This is a genomic window from Leucobacter viscericola (assembly GCF_011299575.1).
Taxonomy (GTDB): Bacteria; Actinomycetota; Actinomycetes; order Actinomycetales; family Microbacteriaceae; genus Leucobacter; species Leucobacter viscericola.
This window is the reverse complement of record NZ_CP049863.1, coordinates 2,840,806-2,865,118: the sequence shown is the minus strand read 5'-3', so window position 1 is coordinate 2,865,118 and position 24,313 is coordinate 2,840,806. Positions and strand designations below refer to the sequence as shown.

At 57.1% G+C, this 24,313-nt stretch carries 10 protein-coding genes; 1 reads left to right on the top strand and 9 read right to left on the bottom strand.

Annotated elements, in window-relative coordinates; translation table 11 throughout:
- Positions 1-823: 823 nt before the first annotated feature.
- From G7068_RS12355 to G7068_RS12320, 8 genes are all read right to left on the bottom strand, one after another.
- Positions 824-3,502 carry a helix-turn-helix transcriptional regulator gene (locus G7068_RS12355; RefSeq protein WP_166292240.1) on the bottom strand — a complete coding sequence of 893 codons (2,679 nt, stop codon included), beginning with the start codon at positions 3,500-3,502 and terminating at the stop codon, positions 824-826.
- Between the two features lie 344 nt (positions 3,503-3,846).
- Positions 3,847-5,322, bottom strand: coding sequence for an invasin domain 3-containing protein (locus G7068_RS12350; RefSeq protein ID WP_166292239.1), 1,476 nt, complete (start codon positions 5,320-5,322; stop codon positions 3,847-3,849).
- Positions 5,319-7,112: an invasin domain 3-containing protein gene (locus tag G7068_RS12345; protein WP_166292238.1), complete on the bottom strand. Its 1,794-nt coding sequence runs from the start codon at positions 7,110-7,112 to the stop codon at positions 5,319-5,321. Before G7068_RS12345 ends, G7068_RS12350 begins: the two co-directional genes overlap by 4 nt.
- A 168-nt stretch (positions 7,113-7,280) precedes the next feature.
- Positions 7,281-10,358, bottom strand: a complete 3,078-nt coding sequence (locus G7068_RS12340) for an Ig-like domain-containing protein (protein WP_166292237.1) — start codon at positions 10,356-10,358, stop codon at positions 7,281-7,283.
- A gap of 274 nt (positions 10,359-10,632) precedes the next feature.
- Complete coding sequence (locus G7068_RS12335; RefSeq protein WP_166292236.1) at positions 10,633-11,124, bottom strand: Cpe/LpqF family protein; 492 nt, start codon at positions 11,122-11,124, stop codon at positions 10,633-10,635.
- Positions 11,121-12,251, bottom strand: a complete 1,131-nt coding sequence (locus tag G7068_RS12330; RefSeq protein WP_166292235.1) for an HTTM domain-containing protein — start codon at positions 12,249-12,251, stop codon at positions 11,121-11,123. The genes G7068_RS12335 and G7068_RS12330 overlap by 4 nt, the downstream gene beginning before the upstream one ends.
- The gene (locus G7068_RS12325; protein ID WP_244304482.1) at positions 12,248-13,144 is read right to left on the bottom strand and encodes a DUF5819 family protein; all 897 of its coding nucleotides are present in this window, start codon (positions 13,142-13,144) and stop codon (positions 12,248-12,250) included. The genes G7068_RS12330 and G7068_RS12325 overlap by 4 nt, the downstream gene beginning before the upstream one ends.
- Positions 13,145-14,448: 1,304 nt before the next feature.
- A complete protein-coding gene (locus G7068_RS12320) occupies positions 14,449-17,472 on the bottom strand; it encodes a putative Ig domain-containing protein (RefSeq protein ID WP_166292234.1) in 3,024 nt (1,007 codons plus the stop codon).
- Positions 17,473-19,266: 1,794 nt separating this feature from the next.
- On the opposite strand from G7068_RS12320, the gene G7068_RS12315 reads away from it, so the two are divergent.
- Entirely contained in the window at positions 19,267-22,041 is a 2,775-nt protein-coding gene (locus tag G7068_RS12315; RefSeq protein ID WP_166292233.1) for an invasin domain 3-containing protein, read from the top strand.
- A gap of 84 nt (positions 22,042-22,125) precedes the next feature.
- Here the strand turns inward: G7068_RS12315 and G7068_RS12310 are convergent, their stop codons facing one another.
- Complete coding sequence (locus tag G7068_RS12310; RefSeq protein WP_166292232.1) at positions 22,126-24,123, bottom strand: helix-turn-helix transcriptional regulator; 1,998 nt, start codon at positions 24,121-24,123, stop codon at positions 22,126-22,128.
- Positions 24,124-24,313 lie beyond the last annotated feature (190 nt).

Genomic DNA, 24,313 nt, shown 5'->3' with positions numbered 1-24,313 from the left:
ATCTCTCCATTTCGATTTTGCACTAGTGCGCATATTGGTTATTGCGAGTTACCACTGGTGCCGGGACAACAGAACTGTGATGGATCAGACCCAAGAAAAGGGACGACCCCGAGAACGCGATTGGGACAGTGATTCACTGGTGACTTCAACCGCGTTTAGGTACTCAATGGTCTCATCGAGGTGCGCTAATTTTGCGTCTACTTAGGTAGTGCGAGGGTTGATTTGGGTAGTGATCCGGGCGAAGTTAAGTACCTAAAGCAGGGGCTTTCTTAACGAGTGAGGCACATGATTTCAGTAGTCAAGGTTGTCTCAACCGATCAACACGGTGCCCCGACAAATCGCTGCGGAGCACGAGAACGGCATAACGAAGAGATAGGGAGCTACCGCCAGCAATCGGTATGGGGCGCGACACCACGTCACATTCCTGGGCTCAGCATTCTGCTGCTTCAGCGACTGTTCAAGGATGATCACTTTCGGGTGTGGGGTCGTTGACTGCGGCAAGGCCCCGCAACAGGCCGGGGGAGACGGGCTGCGGGTTGACCCGCCGCAGTCAACGACGTGGCCTCAGCGTATTTCAGACCGGTGAGGCCCTGACGGCAATGCATTACCGCCAGGTCATTCGTGGCGCTACAAGAAGCGTCCACGCAGGTGATCAGTGCAAACTCATTCTCAACCATCAGCGCCGGCCGGATTCCCACTGAGTATCGAAATCTGAGTAGTTCAAAGGCGAGATTCACAACATTAAGTCGGAAGTCAGGGAAATAGTGAGTAGGTCTGGATGTGCAGACCTTCAAGCCCGGGCGTATCCCGGTTCGCAGAAGCCTTAGCCACCGATAATGCCTCGAGCAGTTCGTCCCCTGTTGCTCTCTTGCAACGCTGTGGCAGCTGCGGCGAGGCTCCGGCGGTCAGGCACGTTGAGCTTTTCTCTCGCATGCTGCAGATGGTTCTCGACAGTTCTTGGACTGAGCGAAAATCGGTTTGCAATCTCCTGGTTGCTGAGATTCGCGTGGGCAGCGAGTTCGAGTTCTCGAGGGGTAAGGCGGGGGCTGGGCCGAAGATCCAGGGTAGCGGCAACGAGCTTGAGTGGCTCGTGTGCTGCCGCGATACTCAGCGAATCTCTGAGTTCCGCAACTGTCTTCGCTTCCTTCAATTCGCCGGATCGCGCCAGAGAATCAATCGCAAGGCCGTATGCGATCGAGGCAAAGTAATCCTCACCCTCCGCAGCCAGAGCGGCGCCTGCGGATACAAGCTGCTCGGGGTCGCCCTTCAACAAGGCCTGAGTAAACTGCAGAAACAACGAGAGCTTGGGCGATACCCGACTTCCAAGGTCAAACGCTTCGAGCTGTGAGACTACTCTTTTGCCGCAGAGCTGGATACTCACCACAGTGAGAAAGAAAGCGGCAAGAACGGAGCCCTGCGCAACGGTTCGAGCTATGCCTGCCAGCAGGGTGGCAGTTGCCTTTCCGGGTTTTTGGTCGATGAGTTGCTGCAGAGCTGTCGCGATTTCAGGAGCAAGGCACGGCAACGCAGCGTCAGAGACGCCCATCGCGTGGTAATGCTCGAGAAAGCGCCTCACCACCGTCTCGCGCCCCTGACGGTACGCGATCAAGGCGCTCAGCAACAAAAGCCCCGCATAAAAATAACGTGAAAACAAGGCCGGATCCCCGTTCGCAAAAACCGCGTCAGCGAGTGAGGCGGCCTCTTCCAGCCTCCCCATGAGGTAAAGCCCCAGAGCAGCGTTGTAAGAATGCTGAATAACGAACCGATAGTCGGGCTCCTCCATCGCTGCCTCAATCAAATCCAACGACCAACCGGTCAGCTCGACTATCCGCCCATCGGCAAACATCCCCGCTGCAATCGAGAGATAGGTCGCCGTATCCCTCTGACGAGGAAACTGAGGGTCACGGGAGGCAGCCATTGTCTCTGGAAGAATCTCGTCGAGATGCTCAGACACAGACCCCTTGAGCGCTCTCACATAGATCAGCGACCTGAGATAGAAAAAGTTTGAAGTATCACGAGTGAGATCGTTCTCTTCATACGGCAGCGCGAGCATACCCCTCAAGAACAGTTCACTTCCAAAGAACACGTCGCTAAATCGGGGGAATCGCTTGTCGAGTCCTTCTTGCACCACTACCGCGTCGCCGTGCTCGGATTCCACGAGGTAGCGATAACTCAGCCTAAGTACCTCGATCTCGGCAGCCGCGTCTGACTCACCCTCGGTACTGCCCAGGTCACGGAACACTTCCGCTACAGCTCCCGGGTTTCCCTCCCAGACAAACAAAGCACGGAGATAAAGTAGAGCGGTCTCAGCTGAGGGGCGTTCTAGCCAATCTGCGCGGGTGCGCTCGTACGAGGTTCTCCATTTGGCGCGCAGCATTCCAGCAAGTGCTACGTCTGCGGCACGAGTACGCTCCAATGCGGGGTGGGATGTCGGCCAAGAAGCAACTTTGGGCGCGTCTTGAATGTTTGTCTCTCTGAAATTCAAGTATTCAGCTTTGGGGTGGTCGCAGCCTTGGAAGATTTCTTTTCGCCGCGCGAGGGTCATGGTCTCTTCGAAGTAGCGGTCCAATATCGGTGGGATCGTTTGGGTCGGCGTCTTCTTGTCGGGATCCGTGGAGGTAACGATGCCCTCCTCGACCAGCTGGCGGAGGAGCGTTTCAGAAAAAGTGCCCCCAATATCCTCTAGCTTTGCTCCCCCACACACGGCCAACACTTCAAGCATTTCAAGCATCTCTTTCGGCAGTCGATCGAGAAAGAACCACAAATATTGCTCGGTGAGCGAACTCCACATTTCTCCGTCGAGTACCCACTCCCCACCTCGCAAAACGATAAATCCCTCACTCAAGCCAGTCTGCACAACGGCCTTCACGAGATCGAAATGACCCCGGGTTTCCATGTATACCCTTCGGATCAGCTCTGGCTCGACGCCCTCCCCAACCTCCCTGGCGACATATGCGCTCACTTCGACAAAAGACAGCCCACCAATCGGTATCTCTTTCCAGGGCCAGGCAAAATCCGCCAATCCGTTCTTTTCCTGGATACGTGAGCTTGTCATGCGGTCACCGCATGTAACGAGTTGAACTCTTGTCCGCATTTCAATCGCTTCAATCACGGCCCAGGTGAGCGGATCGACATGTTCGACATTCTCAATAGCGATGATTGGCAAACGGTTCTTGAAAATGGCTGCGGCGAAGGTCGACACGATTCTCGAAACAGACGTCGTTTCGTCTAGACGGGATTCGCCCCAAAAGTCGGAGAGCCGCAGTGCAGCCAATGGTTCGCCCGAAAGCCCCTTACTGCAACGAATGCGATATACCCGACGACCTTCTCCCTCGAGTAGTGACACGACTCGAGCAAAGACAACTTGGCGTCCCTCACCCAGAGTAGATATGTGCACGGACAGCCGCTGGTTTATGGCAACCATTGCCTTTTCAATTTCACTTACGAAGAAAGTCTCTTGTCGCATGGTCGCCCCCTCAAGCTCATTACGTTTGTCGAACATAAGCACTCCATATCCAGCGAGCGTCAGTCCACGTTTGCTCAACAGACAGACCAAGTCGCGCATTCTTTAACGGGCTGGACCAGGAGGAAAAGTTCCCCCTCATCATTTCCCAGGGGATGAATCTGAACCACAATGTGGAACGAATTTAGGTATTGATCGAGGTAGTTACCCGCAAAATCCAGGTATATTTCTGGTCAATAAGTGCGTAGTTCATCTCGAAAATTGCGTAGTTTATTTGAGTGTGATCGCGGAGGCTAACTACTGCGAGTTTCTGAAAGCGTCAGCGGATCAACTCCACGAGTCAAACGTGGAGTCGATCCGCTGACGCTTACACGGGCTCGTCGCTACTTTGAGCGCTGCTTGCGACCACGGTTGTGGAATACAAGAAGTGCTCCGCCAACGAGCAGCAACAGAATCGAGATCCCGGCCACTGGCAACACTGAGGATCCGCCCGTTGCAGCAAGCTCCGGTGCTGGAGCAGGCGGAGCCTTCTCCTGCGGCAGGGCTGCGAAGTGCGCCGCGTCGTTGCCGTCAGCGACACCTTCCACGTCTTCGACACCATCGACCGTGATCGTGAGCGCCTTCGTACCCGCGATTGTCGAGGTAATCGTTGCCGTGTATGTGCCCGGAACATCAGTTTCCACGATGTCGGAGATCGATCCCTTGCCCAGATCGTCCTTCGCCGTGATCTTCAATTTTCCAGACTGACCGGGAACCGGGTTGCCGTATTTGTCAGCGAGCATAATCGTGACGGTGTGCTTGCCAGAACCCACCATCTCTTCGCCGGTCGTAATGACATACTTAATGCTGCTAACCGCACCTGCTCCGAACAGAGCGACGGCATTACCCTGCACAGTCACCGGGTTTCCGGTGAGCGAGACGGTCATTTGTTTGCCGCCCGAACGCGTGGACGCGACCGTGGCAGTGTAGGTACCCGGGGTACCCGTCTCAACAAATGCCGAGACGGCGCCCTCTCCGAGTTCGTCGGTCGTTGCGGCTTTCAACTCTGCAGCCATTCCGGAAACCACGTTTCCGTATTTGTCGGCAAGCTTCACCGTCACCGTGTGCGCGTCTTCACCAACGACGCGGGAACCGAGCGACACCGTGTATGCCGGGGAATCAATAGCGCCAGGAATGAACTTCGCGACCTTGTTTCCGGTCTCGGTGAGTCGGTCGCCACCGTGCAGGATCGCCACGTCCTTCGCCCCCGCGATAGTAGACGCGAGGGTTGCTGTGTAGGTGCCGAGGGTTGAAGTTTCTTCAAACTCACTCAGCCCGCCCGTTCCGAGAGCCTCCGGAATTGTCGCCGACAATCCTGCTGCCTGACCGGGCACGGGGTTGCCATACTTATCCACCAGGGTCACGGTGACGGTGTGGGTGCCGTCGCCGACTACACGGTCGCCCTCGGTCACCGAGTATCGGGTGCCTTCGTGAGGGATAGACACACCACCGGGGATAAAGCTCGCCGTGTCGCGGGCGCCAACCGTTGCTTGGGCGCCAGCAACCGAGACCTCAATCTTCTTGGAGCCGGAACTGGTCGAGGTGATTTTCGCCTCATAAGTACCTGGGATAGTGGACTCCGTGAACGCCGAGATCTCGCCGTCACCCAAATCATCCTGACTTTCCGCGAGAAGAGAACCGGTGAACCCAGGGATCGGGTTACCGTACTGATCAGCAAGCGCCAATGTTACTGAGTGCGATCCGCCCTCTACTGACACATCACCACCGGTAACGGAGTAGATCTTGCTGGCCAGCGGACCGGGCGAGAACCTTGCGCTCGCATTTCCGTCAGCCGTCGCCGGACTCCCATCAATGTTCACTGTGATGGCTTGTGGTTTCGCAACGGTGGAGGTGACTGTGGCCGTGTACTCCCCGGCGTTCCCGTCGCGTTGAACGCCGAAATCTCTCCATCACCGAGGCCGGGTGCGGCAGAAGCGGTGAGCTTTCCGGCCTTACCCAAGACGGGGTTGTTGTGGGCGTCGGCCAGCGTGATCGTGATTGTGTGCTGTCCGGTGCCAACCACCTGCACGTCATCGGTCACACTGTATTTTGCGGTGGCTACTGCCCCGGCATTAAATTGCACCAGCGCGGTTCTGGGGACCGTCTCGTCGTTCAACTCAACGCTGACGGTTGCGGGTCCAGACTTTGTCGATGTCAGAGTCGCGGTGTAAGTGCCGTCACCGTTGTCCTTCACGTTCGACAGTGTGCCAAGGTCGGTCGCTAGAACGACCTTCGCGCCGCCAAACCCGACCGGGTCACCGGCAGCGTCATACGCGGTCACGGTGATGGTGGACTGCGACGTACCGTCAGCGGTCAACTGCGCAGGCGCTGCCGTGATGGTGCTGTTCGCAGCCACTCCTGTAGCAAGGACTGTCACAGTGAGCGGTGATCCACAGCTATCGTCAGCTTGGCAGGGAGCAGTATCAATCCCGTCAGATGCGGTCGCAGTAGTTTTCGTGGTCCATTCACCGGGCTGCAGAGCTTTCGCGACGATCTCGATAGTGGCCTCGCCGTTGATCCCGATCGTACCAATCTCCCAAGTGCCTGCTGCAGCGTTATAGCTTCCCGTTCCACTCGCGCTCACGTACGAGAATCCGGCAGGAAGTGCAAATGCTACCTTGGTGCCCTCAGATGCTGAGGGGCCAGCGTTCTTGACCGACAGCTTGTACGTGACATTCTGGTTCGGACGAACTGAAGTCGAAGATACCGCAGACTCCGGCGTCAGATTCACAAACGCCAATTTGTCGGTATAGCTCAGGTAGCCAGTCTTCGTGACGGTCGATCCTGGTGCGATCTGATCCTTCCAGACCATCCCAAACCCGTTATCGAGATACGTATTGCAATTCATTTCCAGCGAGCTGGAGTTGAAGCACTTGTCAGCAGACGCCGTGCCGACAAAGTCACCGAGAACCTTTTTGCGGACACCAATATAGTGCCCGCCTGCAAATGCCGCTCCAGGGGTAACAGCGATCAGCGACATCGCTTTGGAGCCCTGCACGCACTGCACCATCTGGCCAGAGACTACGCGGCTGGTTCCGTTGTCGTCCCCGTTGAAGAAACAGTCAGCGTACTGACCAAACTGAATGTTCTGCGTTTCGGAGCTGTTGTTCGTGATAGTCATGTCATTGCGCATGTACTCGGTGCCAATCACGTAGCTTAGGCGCTGCGTAAATGTCGACCCCGCATATGCCGGGTCGCTAAAAACACCGGAGGTTTCCAACCAGAAGGGGTCGCCGACAGTGCCGGTGCCGCCCGAAGCTTGAGTTTCGCTCGGAAGCGGGATCGATTTGTTTCGCCCCGCATCAAAAAAGACAGGATACCCGCCGCTCCCGTAGAATGCTTTTCCGCCCAGCGTGCGGGAGTAATACTGCTGTCGGTACCCATTCGCCAGAGTGATTTCACTGACCGGGTTGGGCTGATCAATCTGAATGCGACCGTTCGTCACGTTCGTGACAGCGAGAGCCTGGTCTGCACCTGAGATTGTAAGGCCCGAAAACCCCAAAAGAGCGACCGCACCAAGTGCGAGTGGTCGCAGAATACGAATATGATTTCGGGATCGCGGCTCCACCTTTGGAGCTACTTGCGATCGGTACTTCAATTTATGAAACATGTGGAACAAAAACCTTCCAGAGCCCTCCGAGGACAGGTGAGGCTGGTCGGTGCAAAGACTTGCACACTCCGCACCGACCAGACAGATGTCCCCGCTCATATGAGCGGGGACTGCCGTTGTATCTGGGCACGCATGGCCACGCACTCAGATACAACAGCGAGTGATTGACTAATTGCGGTAGTCGGTGACCAGACGGTAAATAAACGCAGCCATCGCCTGACGCGTCAGCTTGTCCTTGGGCAGGTATTCCTTGCCCGCAGCCGTCTTATTACCAGTCGTGAGCTTCACGTCGTACATCCACGAGATCTCCTTGTAGAACGACATCCCCGGCTTCATGTCGGCCAGAGCCGACTTCTTCGGAGCCGTGTAGTTCTTCGGAGCCTCAAGACGGTAAATAAACGCGGCCATTGCTTCACGCGACAGGCTGTCCTTCGGCATAAACATCGGCTTACCGGTGGCCTGCTTCGTACCCGTGGACAGCTTCTTGTCGAACATCCACGCGATCTCCGTGTAGAACTTATCGCCAGGCTTCACATCAGCGAACGGAGACACCTTCGGAGCCACATAACCCTTCGGTGCTTCGAGACGGTAAATGAATGCCGCCATCGCCTCTCGAGTCAGTTCCTGCTGCGGCGCATAGTTCAGACCGTTGGGAGCCTTGATACCGGTGGTGTACTTCATGCAGTACATCCAGTCGATCTCTTTATAGAACTTGTGCGACACCGGAGTATCCAAGAACACAGGGCTCTTCGAAGGAACTACGCAGGCCGGGTCGACCTTGCCTTTCTTCACGGTCAGTTCGACGGTGAGTGCGTCAGAGCTCGCACCCTTTACTGTGATGGCGTGTTTGCCCTCGGTGGTCTTTACGGGAATCGTGACAGTTATCGACAGTTTGCCGTTCGCATCAGCCTTTGCAGTTGCGAGGTTGGATCCACCGAGCGTGACGGTGACTGATTCGTTCGGTGCGAAGTCCTTGCCCGTGATGGTGATCTTGCCGCCAGCATCGACAGACTTGGTCGAACCCGAGACGGAAGGCTTCGGAGCCGGCGGAACAACAACCGCGGTCACAACAACCTTCACCGATGCTTCAAGCGCATCAGCACCATCAATGGCAACCGAACCCTTCACGGTAAAGTCACCAGCAACCGCATAATCATCAGCATCAACCGCGTCCCACACAACAGGAAGCTCCACGGTCTTACCGTCACTCATGTTGACCGTCACCTTGGCAGGCAACTCAGGCTTCACACCAGCAGGCGTCGACACATCAGCAACCGGCGCAACCTCAACCGCAACCGCATCAGACACAACAACCTTTACGGATGCTTCAAGCGCATCAGCACCATCAATGGCAACCGAACCCTTCACGGTAAAGTCACCAGCAACCGCATAATCATCAGCATCAACCGCGTCCCACACAACAGGAAGCTCCACGGTCTTACCGTCACTCATGTTGACCGTCACCTTGGCAGGCAACTCAGGCTTCACACCAGCAGGCGTCGACACATCAGCAACAGGCGCAACATCAACCGCAACCGCATCAGACACAACAACCTTTACGGATGCTTCAAGCGCATCAGCACCATCAATGGCAACCGAACCCTTCACGGTAAAGTCACCAGCAACCGCATAATCATCAGCATCAACCGCGTCCCACACAACAGGAAGCTCCACGGTCTTACCGTCACTCATGTTGACCGTCACCTTGGCAGGCAACTCAGGCTTCACACCAGTAAGCGTCGACACATCAGTAACAGGCGCAACATCAACCGCAACCGCATCAGTCACAACTACCTTTACGGATGCTTCAAGCGCATCAGCACCATCAATGGCAACCGAACCCTTCACGGTAAAGCCACCAGCAACCGCATAATCATCAGCATCAACCGCGTCCCACACAACAGGAAGCTCCACGGTCTTACCGTCACTCATGTTGACCGTCACCTTGGCAGGCAACTCAGGCTTCACACCAGTAAGCGTCGACACATCAGTAACAGGCGCAACATCAACCGCAACCGCATCAGACACGATCACGTTTGCTTTCACATCAAGCGCATCAGCGCCCGCTATCGCAACTTTGCCGCCGACCTCAAAGGTTCCAGGCTCAGAAACATCAACCGCGTCCCACACCGCAGGAAGCTCAGTCGAAGGACCGTAGTTCCAGTTCACCCTCACAAACTTAGGCATGACCGGAGCGACGCCAGCGGCAGTCAAGGTGTCTGCAACCGGCTCGTATCCAGTCGCGGCGAGCTCGACAACAGTGACCTTCTTGGTCACATTAACTTCGTCACCGCCCGCAAGTTTGGCGACGCCATTCACAGTGAACTCGCCTGCTTCAGTGGGCTTGAACTCTTCCCATGAAACGTCTGCCTCTTCATTCCTGCCGTCAGTCCAGGTAACCGTGACGGCATCGGGCAGGTCAATGCCCACACCAACGGCTGTCTCTTCGTCGGGCAGAATAACATCTTCTGGAACCGCAGCTTCTACCGTGAGCTCAGTCCTGACTGGAATCGGCTCGGCTTCGGGGTTCTTGGTGTTCCTAACTATTCCATCTACATAGAGAAAGGCGCCTTCCACCAGGTCCGCAGGATCGATTGCATCCCAATCGACCTCGTCCTCGGAGTATGACCCATCGCTCCAGGTAATTTTCGCCTTCGGCATGGTGGGCATCCTGCCAGCGGGGGTAGAAAGCGACATCATGTTCAGATCATCGACGTAGACATCGGTGAACACGTACTTCGTGCCCCCAAACGTCACAGATGAGAGTACACCCTCGCCAGTTGACCCAGAACCGAGCGAGAATCCTGCACGATACACGTCTGTCGCCCAACCGCCGTCAAAGAAGGCCTTGAGCGGAACATTATCGATCCCAATTTCCGTTTTCCATGGCTTTGTGGAGTTCTTGGTGTACCACCAGTTCTCTGGCCCCGCCATAACAAACGAGGTGTAAGCATTGGCGTTCACATCGTTGTTGACGGTTTCAAGGTGCGGCACATAGTTCAGGGCTGGCTGAGCGCCCGTACCGCTGTATTTCATGTCTGGGATACACAGATCTGCCGGCTCGATATTCTGCGGCAAATTGAATGTCACAGCCGCACGTGGCCCTGTTTCTTCCGCCGATACATGCAGACCGTCTGACTCGATCGTCGCTTGCCCTTCGGGCCACCACGCTCCGAGGTTCGCGTTTTCAGCACCGGTGTTCCACTCCGGGCTATCAGGCATGACCAGAACAGTGTTGTCGGCCAAGCATTTTTTGTACTCGGTGGTCTCAGGATCAGCCGCATTGGCTACGAGCGATGATCCCAACAGTGAAAACGTTGTCAAACCCACCACCGCCACCGGTGCTAAGCGCCTCAACATTGGCTGTTTCATTTTTCTCCTTATTCACGTGGACACCCAAAATGAATGCCCGGATTACAGAACCTTTAGGACTGAAGATTGCGAACGCGGCGGATCGCCAGCATCACTCCGCTCAGAGGAGCTCGCGAATTGCTGCCTTTGCTCCTTCCCGGGTTTGCCGCTACTTACTGCTGAAGTCGATGGCGCCTGGTGCGAGGAAGTAGATACCGGCCATCAACTTGCTCTTACGCGACTGCGAAATCTGCAACACTGTGACCGCGTCCGAGCTGTCAGACTGCAGACGCACATAGATCACATTCATGTCGTCGATCGTGGTTTCTTTCACCTTCGTTGGCACCCAGTTACGGCTCGCCTGGCGCTCGTCAAGGATCTTCGCAAGCTCTGCTTCCTTGATGCCCTTCAACAGTTCGGGATCCATACGCGTCTTCAACTCGGCCCCATCAGTCGGGCTCGTGCCATTCATTTGCGTGATGACCCAGTCCGCGAGCTTCCCCGTGCTGGTATCTGGCAGAGCGATCGGGACCGGGGCCTGGGTTTGCTGCGCTTTTGACGCGGTGGGTGCGGGTGAACAGCCCGCGATGCCGGTGAGGATCAACGCGGAAGCGAGGATCGCAGCACCCGTACGAGCAGTGAAACGTTGTGTGGGGGTCATGCGGGTTGTCCTTGCATGAGAGAGGTGGTGGTCGCGGGAGTGGTCTTCCCGCGATAGGTACTAGTGATCCAGAGGCTCAACCGCTGCCACGAAACGTCGCGGATGAACACGGAATCGATGCCGATCATGCACAACGAGAACCACGGCAACCCCATCAGCAGCGCGATACCCAGGTGGAAGACGACGATCACGAGGAGCGCGAGACGGCGCGTCCACTTGTTCATCAGCATGGCCGGGAAGAACGCCTGAATCAGGAGCGTCATATAGGTCAGCCCGGCCACAACTGGGCCCCACGAGGTGAAGAACGCGGAGAGTTCTGGCCAGGTACCAAACTGTTGCGTCGTGATTGGGGCGTAGAGCGCGATGCCATCATCCCAGGGCTCTCCCGACGCTTTGTAGAACGCGCCAGAGACGTACACCATGGAGACCTGGCAGACGAGGATCATGATCGCAACGTTGTGGAACAAGTTCCGAAACCACGACGGTACAAGCGGGCCACCCCGGAGTGCACGACCCACAAAACTGTTGGTCGGGTTCAGGGCGTACTTTTTGCGCCGCTTCGCATCGAGTGACCAGCGGCTACTGGTGTCGGCAAACATGAGGACGAGCATCACGATGCGGAAGATGTTGTCGCCCTGATCCCCCAGCATGTCGTTCAGTTCGATGAAGCTGACCCAGCCGACGAAGAAGATGGGCATCACGATCTTCGTGCGATACCCAATCATCAGGATGAACGCGAGGACCCCGAGCAGGATGTACGCGATCGTGAACAGGGTGTCGTTCTCGATAATGCGGTAGAAGAAGGAGAACAACCAGATATTCGGGAAATCGCTGATGGGTTTATCGAGCTCACTCGACCACGCAGACCCCGTCCCGAACGCGTAAAAGCGGGTGTTGAAGTTCGTGAGCAGGATCCCGATCGCCGCGAACGAGAACAACATGCGGGTGACCGCGATCCCGTACCTGGCCTTCGGCGCGTCCATGAGCCAGTGCTCGAAAAAGTCGCGTAGCAGGGTGAGTTGCGCGACGAGGTTTTTCCAGCCGTCTCGGAAGACACCTACGAGAAGGCGTTTCAGGCCGGCTCCGACACCGGGTGTGGGGTCTGTTGTGGGCTGTTGAGCGCTCATTTGCTGGTCTCCTCGTAGGAGTTGTACATCGGGGTAAACACTTCAGCGAAACGGACATCGGACTGGCCGTGGAGCACGACCGGGACCCGCCACCCGGTCTGCACAATCTGTACCGGAGGACGTACCGCATCGGGATCGTGCCGCTGTTCGAACGGAATCACGTTCTGGCGTGAAGCCTGGAACTGGATCTCTTTCACGCCGTCGCCCCACACGGCACGAGCGACCTGGGTCGCGTACGCGGCGGTGCGGTGTTCAATCGTGTAATAGGTCGAGCCCACAAAGTTCGGGTCATCCTCGGTCAACAAGTAGCTGAGCCGCTCGCCCGCCGTGTCGTCTTGCACGAAGTCTTCAGCAACCAGGGCTTGCTGGTCTCCCGCGAGATCGTCCCACGCGTTCTTCAACGCGGACGCCTGCTGCAGGCCCGCGGTACTCGCACGCGGCGGGAACAGGTTATGGGTGTGCATGGCATGCACCTCGATCTGAGCGGCATCCACCCAGTCGGTCTCCACCAGCTCACCGTTCTGTTCGACCTGGGCGCGCACCTTCAACGAGAAATCACCATTAATAGGAGCGGGCGCGAACACGCTCCAGCTCTGCCCAAACATCGGAATCATGTACGACGACAACATGTTCCCCGGCACGAGCTCACGCAACGGCGTTACCGGCGCGATCCACAAGAACGACGCGAACAAATGCCAGGCCGTGAAGACCAGCACCAGAACAGCAACAACCCGCATCAGCGGAGAACGCTTCCGACTCGCAGGATCCGCAAAACTCGCCTGCGGGACAGACGGCTCTTTTGCGGCCTTAGGGCTCGCCTCCGGTGAGGGGTCTGGACGATCCACGTCGTCCACGCCCTCATCTGTCGGCGGGCGCGTGTGCGTGAGTGTCATGCTTTACTCCAAAATTGCTTCGTGACGCGATGTCTGCCCAAACTTTCAACAGATCACAACGTCGTGAGCAGATAGGACGCAGCCAGGGAATCTCGCCAGGTCCAACGCGTGAGATTTAGTTCTTACTCGGGGGGGGTCACTGACCGCGGCCAAATCACCGCAGTCAGCAGAGTTAGGGGGGATGCCAACTGTGATTCTTGGAGTGGCCGCGGTCAGTGACCAGGGGACTCTCTCGGAGAGCAATTCGAGAGAAACCCTGACGGCTAGGGGAATTCTGCCGCCAGGTCTAATGCTCTGTCGTTCTACGCAAGCCCACGACAGGCTGCCATTTCTTCACCTCCATTGCGAGCTTGGCCGTTCGAGCGCTACCCGCATCACCCGTTAAGGGCTCAGCTGCACTCGCTGAAGAATTGCCGCCTGCAAGTCCCGCCCCTGAAAGCTCCAGAGCAAGGGCCAGACCGCTAGGGATCGGCCTTCCCAGTCGTTTCAATTTCATTGGCCTTGCTGTCCTTAATGTTCTTTGGCTTTGCTGTTCAATACGCTGTTTGCTCAACACGAACCGAAACCTCGGTCAGAAACCTGGGTTCTCGCAGGTGGTGACGTTCGCGAAACGACTAACGAGATCCCACTCGTAGAGGCTTCGCAAAGCTTCGCCACACCAAGAACAGCATGGGAAGACGGCTCAACTACACGAGAGACCTTGAAACTGAGTAACGCTTGGCGACAACCGGAGGAAGTTGAGTACGACTTCAGGTCGCCTGAGTAGGTGTCCCGCCGCAAATAGGGACACATGCACCATCCCCAACCCGGAAGTAGCTGCCAATGACACATACTGCTCGCCCCGACCTTCCTACTCAGGCGGAAGGGCATCCAACTCAACCGATGAGCTTGATACTCAGAAGGCGGGGTTGTTGTCTGTTGCATGTTTTCCGTCCTCAGTTCGCTCACGCATCACCGATCAGGGCACGTAGCCGCCTCTTGACGACTACGTGTCCTTTCGGGCCCGATCCCCGCTCACGCAGCATTCGGGTGCCGGTATGTGGGCTTGGGGTTTTTCTGGGGGGGTGTCACTGATCGCGGCCGATTCGCCCAGCAAACGCACATCAGGGGGGATGCTCGCCAGGGGAACGGGAAAAGGAGGTGGCCGCGATCAGTGACAACAGAGGGATCTCTCAGAGTGCAGCTCGAGAGAAACCCTGACGGCACAGAAAAGGGGGGACTCTGCCGCCAGGCCTACACCCCCTGCCGTCCCGCACAACCCCCCACGAGTCGTGGAGTCTGCGCGGAATGGCAGGGGTAGTTATCTATTTGCGGTAGTCGAGTACGAGCCGGTAAATGAACGCTGCCATCGCTTGACGGCTGAGGTCGTCCTTGGGCCAGTATTCTTTCCCGGCAACTGTCTTGTTACCGGTAGAGAGCTTCACGTCGTACATCCACGAGATCTCCTTATAGAACGACATCCCCGGCCGCATGTCCGCCATCGGTGACACCTTCGGTGCCGTGTAGTTCTTCGGCGCTTCGAGGCGGTAGATGAACGCTGCCATCGCTTCACGGGTGAGTGATGTGTGTGGCCGGAACGTCGGCTTCCCACCAGGCTCTTTGTACCCGGTAGAGAGTTTCGCTTCGTACATCCACGCCATCTCCTTGTAGAACGAGTCTCCTGGCTTCACGTCCGCGAACGGTGACACCTTCGGCGCCTGGTAGTTCTTTGGACCTTCCATCCGGTAGATGAACGCCGCCATGGCTTGACGTTCCAGGTTGTCCTGGGGTTTGTAGAGCGGCTTGCCGGCGGGTTGGCGCCAACCGGTGGAGTACTTCATGCACTCCATCCAGTCGATCTCTGTATAGAACTTGTGCGACAAGGGGGTGTCAGCAAACACGGGTATTTTGCGTGGCGCGACACAGACCCCTGACTTAGTGGAGGGTTTCACCATGATTGAGAACACTTTCGGGTTCGTACCCGCCGAGCTCTTCGCGGTCACCGTGAACGTGAACGTTCCCCGCTCAGACGGTGTCCCTGAAATCACGCCCGACTTCGCGTTCAGGGTGAGTCCCTTAGGAAGTTTGCCTGATGACACCGAATACGAGGGTACCGGGTTGCCCGAGGACTTCACGGTCGCGGTGTACTTGACACCAATTGTTGCGTCAGGCAGGGTTCCGGTGCTGATCTTTGGTGGGACATCGTTCCCACGAGAAGCAGCGTTCGCGTTCGCCCCGTTCGCGTTCCCTGCCGCGTTCGACGACGCATTCGCAGACGACGCCGACGACGACGCAGCAGACGCGTCATGGTTCGCAGCAGCCGTTCCCTTCGTGTTCGCGGAACTATTCGCCGTCGAGGTGTGCGTCCCGACCGCAGCACCCTGCGCCGCACCTACCGCGGTCGTAGAACCGGTCGCGTTCGCGGACGCTTGCGTGTTCCCGGCGGATGCGGCAGCAGCGGTCGCGTCATGGTTCGCCGCAGCAGACTTCCCACTATCCGGGTTACCCGTCGAGTCTGCAGCACCCTGCGCAGCCCCCACCGCAGCAGCATTCTTATTGCTGTCCGCCTGGGCAGACGCGCTTGCTGATGCTGACGCGTTCATGCCACCGTTCGCAGCACCGTTAACCTGAGCGCCCGCGTTCGCACCACCCGCCGCGGTCCCTGACGCGTCAGCCGAAGCCGACGACGCACCCTTCGACGCCGCCGACGCATCCGCGTTCGCAGCAGCAGTTCCCTTCGTGTTCGCGGAACTATTCGCCGTCGAGTTCTGCGTACCCACCGCAGCACCCTGCGCCGCACCTACCGCGGACGTGTTACCGGTCGTGTTCGTTGACGCTTGCGTGTTCCCAGCGGACGCGGCAGCGGCGGTCGCGTCATGGTTTGCCGCAGCAGACTTTCCACTATCCGGGTTGCCTGTCGAGTCTGCAGCACCCTGCGCAGCCCCCACCGCAGCAGCATTCTTGTTACTGTCCGCTTGAGCTGACGCGGAAGCTGATGCGGATGCGTTCATGCCACCGTTCGCGGCGCCGTTGACCTGGGATCCTGCGTTCGCTCCTCCTGCCGCGGTTCCTGACGCGTCAGCCGAAGCCGACGACGCACCCTTCGACGCCGCCGACGCATCCGCGTTCGCAGCCGTTGTGCCCTTCGTGTTCGCGGAACTATTCGCCGTCGAGGAGTGCGTACCGACCGCGGCACCCTGCGCGGCCCCTACCGCGGACGTGTTACCGGTCGTGTTCGCGGACGCTTGCGTGTTCCCCGCAGACGCGGCAGCAGCGGTCGCATCATGGTTCGCCGCAGCAGACTTTCCACTATCCGGGTTGCCTGTCGAGTCAGCAGCACCCTGCGCAGCCCCCACCGCAGCAGCATTCTTGTTACTGTCTGCCTGAGCTGACGCGCTCGCGGATGCTGACGCGTTCATGCCTGCGTCAGGGCCACCATTCACGCCCGTAAGGTACTTCACACTCGCATCAGTGGCGCACCGAGTCTCCGCAAACGCCGGCGTACACGCGATACCCATTGGGTAGTCTTTCACCACTGCCGTGTTCTTAAACACATCCCCCTGAGCAGGTGCGGCAACGACCTTGGCCGTCACGATCACTCCCACCCGGAACGACGTGTTTCCCTGCGAGTTCTCAAACGGAATCCGATCCGCTGCAACCGTCACCGTGTTCCCGCTGATACTGAACCGGTTCGGTCCCTGACTGAACACCGGGTTCTGACTCCAACTCTGAAACTCGACCTTCGATAATTCCAGACCAGACGGAAGCTGGTCAGAGACCTTCACGTTCGTGAGCGTGTCCGTGTCACCACGACCCTGCCCGAACGTAATCTCGTACTTCACCGTGTCTCCCACCCGCACCTCACGCGGGCTGCCACTACTCACACTCTTCACGATGTACCCCACCTCGTCAGGCCGGTCCACCACCGTCCCACCACCATTCGTGGTCCCGCCAGGGTTCGCATCAAAATGCACCGTCACATCCTTCAACGTCACCGTCCCCCCAGGCGTCTTCTGCGTCACCGTGTACACCGTGTCCTGACCCGGCTTCCCCGCAATCTGGGGCGACACATACGAACCCGACGGACTACACTTCCCATTCGGGAACAACTGATCAGTCGTGTTGTTCTTCAGATTCACCCACAGGTCAGAATTTGGTTCACACGCACCCTTCACCACGAACGTCGTGTTCGACGTGTTCTTCTCCACCGTGACCGTGAGTTCCTTCTCAACCGGTGCCGCATCAAAATGCACCGTCACATCCTTCAACGTCACCGTCCCCCGCGGCGTCTTCTGCGTCACCGTATACACCGTGTCCTGACCCGGCTTCCCCACAATCTGGGGCGACACATACGAACCCGACGGACTACACTTCCCATTCGGGAACAACGCCACACCAGGACTCGATTTCTCGACCACCAACACGTCAGAATTCGGTTCACACGCACCACTCACCGTGAACGTATTATTCGCAGTATTCCTATCAACCGAAACCGAAAGCTCCTTCTCAACTGGAGCCTCCGATGAAGTGTAACCATCATAAAAGTAGCCCAGGTCAGCGCCGCCATTGAGTGTTTGGCGAAGATACCAACTTGGGGTATCGGTTGTAGCCGCTAAGTACAAGCCCGTCTGCACATCATAAAGTGCAAAAAAGTTATAGGTTTTCTTAGAATTTACGGCAGGCTCCGGTTGGCAAGTGTCAGTAATTGCGCACCGATGCTGGGGAACATTCTTGACCTGGACGACGGCAGGATCACTACAATCCTTCAAATCGATTCCGTAGGTGGCGGTACCCTCAATAAGAGCAATACGAGCCCCCCTAGCAAGACACTTGCCCGCCATCAAGCCGGTGCCTAGGGAATTGACCAGCTTCACGACCCCTGTATTGCCAGAAGTCGGGACCTCGATTTTCAGAGAAGGTTGCGTCGCGGCAACTTTCTCGAATAGCGCAGCGAACTCAGAATCAGGAGAGCGGGGCGGGTATGGCGACGTCACAAGAGCCTGGTTGCTTCCGGGCCTCAGAGTGTTGCCGTAATCGGTATACGGGGTTACGTAGCCTTTAAAGGTATGTCCCGCGACAATATAGTTCCCGACCTGCCTCCCGGGCCCAGCAGGCTGCCAGTTTTTCACCTCGGTTGTGGGCTCGGCCATCCGAACACTACCGACATCGGCCTGTACCGGCTCAACCGCACTCGCAGGGGAAACAGGGCCTAATAAGCCCCCCCCCCCCCCCCCGAAAGCAGCAGGGTCAGAGCTAAGGCCCCGGAGAGCCGTCTTCCCAATCGTTTCAAATTCATTGATCTTGCTGTCCTTAATACTCACTAGCGTTAATGGTTCGACACGGGGTTTCCTCTGACGCGAAACGAAACCTCGGTCAGAAAACCCGGGGTCCTCGCAAAGGATGGCGTCTGCGAAACGACAACGAGAGCCCACCCATAGAGGACTCCGCAAAGCTTCGCCACACCAAGAACAACACGAAGAAACACCTCGACTACACCAGTGACCTTGAAACTGAGTACCCCTCAACCGACCCAGAGGAAAGTTGAGTACGGCCTAAGGCCATCTGAGTAAACGCAACTTCTCCGAGCCACAAAGCAAAATCTGAACGCACAAAGAAAATCGGATACCGGCAACGTCCATCAAACGAATCGAACATTCTCACTCAGCCGAAAGAGCATTCCACTCAACTCATGAGTTTGGTACTCAGATTTGCAAAACCCTGCGCACGCCTTCAGCATCCCGGCCAAGCATCAATCTCACTTGATCCAGAAATCGTGTCCCAACAGGCTCACACCGCGGCAGCAGCGATCTGCACGTGCCACCCTGATGCGAAATTCTCCTGCCAGGTAAGAACTCGAAGGCTACTCAGCAGGCATATGATGCCGCCCGCTGCGTGAGTAAATGCTAGGCAGTGGCTCTTCGCCCGCGCGAAGGCCCTCCTCGCCACAAGACCGGCCTAGAAACCAAAAGGAACATATCTTGATGTTTGCCGCAGAACACGAACGGACGGACAGAAACTTCAACCGGGAGAGAGCGAAGGTGGGTTCTCAACGAAGCGTCAGAGCTGCCTCAGGCTTTGGCAAACGCGCTCTCGCATCGGCAGTTTTCATTGCGATTGCAAGCACCCTGTTCTCGACTCCTGCGATGGCTTCAGAAACCTTCCCGATCGTGGATCCCGGCGCTGGCCCAGAGGGCACCGTGAATAGTCTTTGGAGCCTTTCAGGATCAGACCCTGAAAGCGGAAAGTTCACGAGCGACGGATGGACGCGCCTCACTTCAAACGCCACCCAGATTTCAACAAACCTGCTCAAAGACTCAGCCTTCCCTTCGACCACTGGATTTGCTGCAGAGTTCGACTATCGCATGACGGGTGCGGCCGATGCGGGCGACGGCCTCACGTTCTACCTCGTAGACGGCAACCAAGAAGTCACATCCGGGGGCACCGGGATGGGCCTGGGGTACGCTTCGAACGACGCGTCGAAAAACTCAGGAGTTAAGGGTGGATACCTGGGCGTTGGCCTGGACGCCGCTGGATGGTTCAATCGTTCGGTCACGGGCAGCCAGACCCTCTGCCCGCTTTCCGGAAACGGTGAAGCAATTGTGCCAGGCGTCTTTATGCGCGGCCCGGGTAACCGTGAGTGCAACCTCTCTCAGTATCCCCTGCTCGCCTCATACCCGACAGAAGACCTCAGAACCTCTGACGACGAAGGTGATCCGGCACAATCTGACGGCCCCTACAAGCGAGTTCGCATGACGGTCACTCCCGTTCAAAACGGAGCGAGCGTGTCAGTGTCACTAGCCAGTTCACCAAGCAAGAACCAGTCCGTTGGCGAGTTCACCGAAGTGCTGAACACAAACGTAGCCGCGGTTACTCCCGCAACACTAAAACTCGGCTTTTCCGCCAGCACTTCGGCGGCCGCGCATCGTCCAGGTCTCTACCAAGACATTAGAAACATTCAGATCTCTGCTCTCACCGACCTGGCTCTCACCGGCGGTTTAGTCGGAAATACGGGCCAGGGCGAGCCCCCTGCGCTCAACCCGGGTGACGCAGTGCAGCTCAGCTACACGGCCACAAACCTCGGTCCCACCACGATCGGCAGTCCCCCTGATGGCGTCGCCCGGGTGTACCTCGATTTGCGTAACTCAATCTTGGAGCAGGTGTCTTGGTCGTGCACGGCAGATGGCGGCGCGACATGCGGCACGCCCGGAGAGTCGAGTCCCGTCGTACTAACTGACTGGTACGGCCCCAAGGGAAGTAGCGTAACCGTCACGGTTTCCGGGAAGGTCAAGACCGGTGTCTACTCCGGTGAGTATCCGGTGATCGCGGTCATCCCAACCAACTTCGCTGACAACACCCTCGACCCCGCTTCGGCCGCGGTTCAGAAGAATGGTGCGGTCATCGACTCGGACATCTCGAACAACCTAGTCACAACAACGCTCACGGTCGGTCAAATTCCGGTCGCAAGCACTTCAACAATTTCAGCGTCACCCGTGTCGGTAACCGCTGATGGTGTGTCGACTTCGACGATCACGGTCAAGACCCGTGAAGGCAACAACAACGCAATGCTGACTGGCGGCGCAAACGTAGTGCTCACTCCCGATTTTGGCAGTCTAAGCAACGTTGTTGACCGAGGCGATGGCACCTACTCCGCAATGTGGTCCTCAACTACATCAGGATCAGCAACAGTAAAGTTTTCGGTCAACGGTGTTACTTCCCCTTCCAAGGCTCAGATCATGTTCCTTCCAGGCGCAGTAGATCTCCAGAAGTCGGCCTCTACCCTCACCCTCGATCGAGAGATTGTTCACGCGAACGGCGCCGCCACAGCGACCGCTACCATGACGCTGAAGGACACATTCGGAAACACCGTGACCGATTCAGCTGCAGCTAGCCAGCTCCACATTCGTACCGACCTCGGTACGATGACCCCCGTCATTTCTCTCGGCAACGGCCGCTACGCCGCGAAGGTCTCGTCGACCATCGGAGGCACCGCAAATGTGTCCGTGGATCTCGGAGGATCAGCCTCGACCTCCACAAAGTCGGTCGAATTTATACAGGTACTCGCCCCAACGGTGAAATCTGCCAACAACACGATGGTGAGCGGCAAGAGCTCAAAGGGGTACACCGTGATTATTAGAAACTCAGCCGGCAAAGAAATTGCGCGTGGTTCAGTAGGCAACGATGGCACGTATTCGATAAAGCTGCCCGCTCGCCCCGCAGTCTCGAAAGGGGAACGCTTGAGCGTTTCAGCCGTGGATCAAAACGGTTTTGAATCGCCCCGTGTTTCTGTCGTGGCCGAAGGGAGCGATCTGCCCCAGAAATGTATGGAACCGCGCCGCGTTCCGGTCTTTGCTGACACACCCCTGTCGCACAAGTTCTATACAGAGATCGACTGGATGGAGTGCATGAATTATTCAACTGGCTGGCGACAGGCAATCGGAAAGTCGCTCTATCGTCCGAGTGACAACCTCCAGCGCGCTGCGATGGCGGCCTTCATCTATCGCCTCGAGGCTCCCAAAGACTACAAAGCGCCGAAAGAATCACCATTCGCTGATGTGCACCCCGGCGATTCCTTCTACAAAGAAATCACTTGGATGTACAAGGAGGGCCTATCAACTGGGTACCGTGAAGCACACGGGAAACCGACCTTCCGCCCGGGTGGAACACTCACTCGAGAGGCGATGGCCGCCTTCATTTACCGCCTTGAAAGCCCCGCCGGGTACCAAGCCCCCAAGGTGTCTCCGCTAACGGACATGAAACCAGGGATGAATTTCTATAAAGAGATCTCCTGGATGTACAGCGAGAAGCTCACAACCGGAAACAAGACCCCGTCAGGTCGCGAGTATCGCCCGAAAGAAGATCTGTCTCGAGAAGCGATGTCTGCGTTCTTGTATCGCCTGGTGACAAACTACCGGGCTTAAACACCCTTGTGGCCGAAGAAAGCCGCCTTGATCCTGACTTCCTCAGTTATCTCGAGACGGCTTTCCTCGGCCACACTTAGAGAACTAGGGTGTTCCGCTCTTGTGCGCCCGCAATGCAATCATTCTGTTTCTCAGCTCTCTACGGTCCGTGATGTTCAGTTTCTTCATGGCCCTGTGCAGATGGTTTTCAACCGTTCGAGGGCTCAATGAAAACTTGCGCGCTATCTCTTGAGTGCCGAGCGTTGCATGTAGTGCGAGTTCCTCCTCACGAGGGGTCAACACAAACTCAACACCCAGCGGCTGGTCGACCCAATCGACCGGACTGGATATTGGCCCCAGCGCCAAACGATTACGACGCGCTTCCGTGAGAGCCGCGTTCTCGAAGTCACTTCGCAGCAACCAGCGCTGAGTTGCGCTCTCTAGACACACGGCCGCAAAATACGGATCGTCCCACCCCAAAAACAGCTCAGCGAGTTTTTCGGTGGCGCGAGGCTCAGAGTCGTGAAAACTCAAACACATGTCTAGCAGCGCCATAAGGCGAGGAGTTAACTGCGCACGCAAACCTAACGAGTCGACGCGCTCGCGCAGCGGAGCTCCGATACCAAGCTGCGTCGCCACTACCGAAAGATAGAAGGCCGCGAGCACCCATCCGTTCGCAAGGCACCTGCCCAGTCCAACCCCCAACGCCTCTATCGCTGTTTCGGTATCGCGTCTTTGAAGCGCCTGGATCGCGACCCCAATCTCAGCTGTCGCGCCAGGAATGGCAGAATCACGAATCTGCAGCGATGTGAAATGATCGATAAAACGCAGGGCCACCAAACCCGATCCGCTTCGATAGGAAATGAGCGCGTTGAGCAGCAACAGCGCCGCGTAGTAGTACCGCTGAACAGAGATCGGCGGCTCGCTGGCAAAAACAGCATCGCTCACGAGGGCAGCATTTTCGAACTGCCCCATCAGATAAAGCCCGAGCGCGGCGAAGTAGGAGTGCTGCACAATGAGTCGATAATCTTCGGCCGCGAGTGCTTCTTCGAGCTGATCCAAAACTGAACCTGTCATTTCGACGATGCGACCCTGCGCCAGCATCCCCAGGTTCACCGTCAAATATCGAGTACGCAGCGACTGCCTGAGAAACGGAGCCAGCCGTTTTGTGGCTTTGATGGGCAACAAACTCTCGAGAGCGTCTGGATCTTCCATACCGGCGATTGCCTCACGGAATGCCTCGACAACCCCGCTTCCTCCGTCGGAAGCCGGCATCAGAGAATCACTAATCTGCGCAACTTCTTCAGCCGAGGAAAACATGGAGGCAAGGAAGATACTCTGCCCCTCAAACGCATACGCATACTGGGGGAATCGATCCGCCAGTTCTAGCGCCAACTCGTCCAATCGTTCAGGCCCATTTCGGGTTGATTGAATTTCAAGTTGCAAGCTCGCAGCTTCCGCCGCGGCAGCAGACGTACCCGTAACCCTCGAGAGTCGAGCAAGAAGTTCCTCAGTTTCACCCGGCGCATTTTCCCAAACGACAAGCTTACGCAGAAGAGGCAGACCGGTCTCAAGGGAGGGGTTTGCTGTCCATTCACGCTTTTCGCTCTCATAGTCAGAGCGCCACTTCATCCGCATCTTTTCCGCCAGCGCTACATCGAGTAACCGCGAACGTCTGAGCACCGCGTGTGATCTCGGCCACGCCGATCCTTCGAGTTCTATGCTCGATTCATCAATAGCGTGGTCGAGTGATTCACCGTCGGCGTCTTCCAAGGTATCCGCAAACCAAGAGAGTATTTCCCTTGCCCGCTCCGACGAAATGGTAGACCGTAAGTGATTTGCGACGACGGGTGGCGAGGCCTCAAGAAACTGAGAACCGTCGGACTCCTCGGAGATCACCAGTTTTTCTTGTTCAAGCTGCTGAACGATATCCGCTGAGTACCTTGTGCCAAACTCCGACAGTTTCACATGTTGAAATAGCGATAACACCTCAAGCGGCTCGCGCAGATGCGACGGTTTTGCGGAAAGGTACGTCTCAATGTATCCCGCCAGTTGAGGATTGAAAAGATCACCGTTGAGGCGCCATTCTTCACCGCGCTTCACAAACGCACCGGCTCGGCTACCCGCATCAAGCACCGCGCGCACCAGGTCAAAATGGCCCTGAGTCTCCGCGTACGCCTGCCGCACAACCTCGTGCGACGGCGGGCCCCGGAGTATCTCGGCGGCGAGGGTATCTACCCCCTGGAACGAGAGGGAGTCTAGCGCAACCTCTGCCCAGGGCCACGCAACGTCA